At 62.8% G+C, this 2,385-nt stretch carries 2 protein-coding genes and 2 pseudogenes; all 4 read left to right on the top strand.

Annotated features, from left to right (window positions below; all coding sequences use genetic code 11):
- The first annotated feature begins 422 nt into the window (after positions 1-422).
- The 4 genes and pseudogenes from ACZ4NT_RS39140 (at position 423) to ACZ4NT_RS39125 (ending at position 2,257) form a co-directional block, all read left to right on the top strand.
- Positions 423-1,148: pseudogene (locus tag ACZ4NT_RS39140) on the top strand (transposase).
- Positions 1,149-1,334: 186 nt separating this feature from the next.
- Positions 1,335-1,451: pseudogene (locus tag ACZ4NT_RS39135) on the top strand (transposase family protein); the annotation flags it as partial.
- A 237-nt stretch (positions 1,452-1,688) separates the two neighbouring features.
- A complete protein-coding gene (locus ACZ4NT_RS39130; protein WP_467730193.1) occupies positions 1,689-1,868 on the top strand; it encodes a DUF6381 family protein in 180 nt (59 codons plus the stop codon).
- A gap of 143 nt (positions 1,869-2,011) precedes the next feature.
- On the top strand, positions 2,012-2,257 hold the full coding sequence (locus ACZ4NT_RS39125) for a hypothetical protein (RefSeq protein ID WP_467730191.1): 246 nt from the start codon (positions 2,012-2,014) through the stop codon (positions 2,255-2,257).
- The last annotated feature ends 128 nt before the right edge of the window (positions 2,258-2,385 follow it).

The raw sequence follows: 2,385 nt of genomic DNA, 5'->3' as shown, positions 1-2,385 counted from the left end.
GCGGTCGGTCGGATTCGGTCCGGTCAACTGCCCCCTTTGAGGGCGCGGACACTGACGAAAGCCAATAGCGAATCATGACTAGTCCATGGCTCCCCGGGGCGGCGAGTTCGTCGAGGATGAAGCAGTGCAGACGGGCCCGGACCCGCTGCTGGCTCTACCGCGCGAAACGGCGGTAGACGGTGGGCCAGGCCAGCCCGAAACACCGGCGGCAACTGCTACCACGAGCATCCCGATGCGGCTACACGATCGCGGTCAGGCATTCGCGGTCTCCGGCCCGCCGACGGCCCCCGCCCTGCGGACGCACCACCACCGTCTCCGACACCGCCCGGCGAAACAACTCGAACAACTCATCCGAAACCAGATGCTCAGCACGACTCGTCATACCAACACAACGACTTCCCTCGTCAATGGAACGTTGTCTTATGGGGCGGGGTAGGTGGAGTTGGATGGTTCCGGATGGGTTGTGGGGTAGCGGAGCTGCTGGTCCCGCCGTTGGGGGGGGAGGAGGCAGGACACGCCTGAGGCGCTGCTCGCCGCGATCGTCTGTGTGATGGCCTAGCGAGGTGTGCCTGGCGGGCGTTGCCGCCGTTCTTGGGGATACGAAGTCGACCGCGTACCGTCGGTTCCTGATCTGGTCGCGGGCGGGTGTGCAGGTCCGGTGGCACGAGGAACCTGCACCAGCTCGACGATGCCGGCCTGCTCGACCTCTCCCGAGCGGTCCTCGACTCCGCGCACGTCCGTCATGGCGGAAAAAGGGGCGAACTCACGGGTGCGCGAGTCCCGTGGACCGGGGCAAGCCGGGTTCCACAATGCACGTCCCGTCCTGTCGGACGCGAACGGACTGCCCCTCCTCGTCGGCATCTCCGTGGCGAACACTCATGACAGCCTCGCCCTGAAGGCCATGATCACCGGTCTCCAAACGAAACACGACCCCCATTGAGGCCGCCATTTTCAGCCCCGACGCCTCCATGCCGACAAGGCGCATATGCATCGCCCGCAAGGAGGTCGAATCGAGCGAACAGTTAGGGCCCGCAGGCGGGTCATCGAACGCACCCCTGTCCTGGCTCACTGGCCCTCGCAGACCCAACCACCGCTACGAATGCCCCCCGCATCTATTTCCCTTTATCAGTCTCGCCGCAGCCCTCTAATGCCACAAGAGACTCGTCCACCTCACCATATACCACACGGTCTAACGAGTTGGTGCGTGATAGCGGGTGGGCATGCTCTGCTCGTGAGGGACATGGTTGACCGTTTCGGTCCTGACACATGCGTTGTTCACGGTCTGCGCACGTGCGTTGTTCACGGTCTGCGCACGTTGGAGGATGCGTTCAGACGTTCAGTTGTTGCTGGATGCCACCGAGGCGCAGGTCGGCCGCATGGCGTTCGTGTCGGGTAAGAAGAAGCAGAACACGATGAGGGCAGTCGCTCGAGAGTCATCTGCGGGCCACACTCCGCGAGGGTTCCGTCCATCAGGACAAAGAGTTTATCTGCCTGCCAACTGAGCCGGGGTAAGACATGGGCCTTTTCGGCCAGGAGAGTGGTGATGGCATGCAGGCGTGGGCGGCACCCACGCTGATTCGCAAGCCCGTAGCGATCTAAAGGGCATGAACAGTGCTTCGGGATGCAATGCATCAACAGGGATGTTTCACTACAACTCACCCAGTTCCCCTCTCGTAGGGAGCATGAGCATGACTGGTGGGCCTGACGGCAGATCGGAGCAGATACGTGCTAAGGCCAAGGAGTTGAAGAACATGGCCGAACGCACCGCTGACCCCGACGAGTGCAAGCGCCTGACCAACAAAGCCCGCCGTCTCCCGGCACAGAGCGAAACAGAACAGGACATGGGCGGCCAGGACAGCCCCAGGTAGCATTCCCGGGACCTCGGCACTACTGGCCGCCTCAGCTGCCTCCCGAATTTGTCTCCGAATGTGACGACCAAAGCATTTTGATTTGGCGGAAGGCGCGGGGACCGTCTCCGCTTTGGATGTCGAGAGTAGGGATAGGAAGGGCGATGTTGACACTCGGTGCGGTACTGATCGCCGGGGTGTGGCTGGCGGCCCTGGCCCTGATTACGATCACCGACCGAGACTTACTGGACCGTACCTGGGCGGTCGCCGCATCGCTTGGCACCGCCGTGCCCGTCGCCGTTGTGACCATCGCTCTCACCGGAAAAATGTGGACATCGCTGCTCAGCGCGTCAACGGCAGGCGCAGCCGTAGCCATCCTGCTCTTGCACGGCGGACCTCGCCCCCACTAACCGTCACCCGGTAAGACTGAGCATTGCAGCCTGCCGCCTAGAGGTTGTCCCGTAACCGGTGGTGCGGCTGGGACGTTGGTTCGGGCATGTGTGGGGTGATCTCTGCAGATGATCCGAAGTGGATCGAG

It is taken from the genome of Streptomyces sp. NPDC026417 (assembly GCF_055567695.1).
This window is presented reverse-complemented; position numbering and strand designations above follow the sequence as displayed.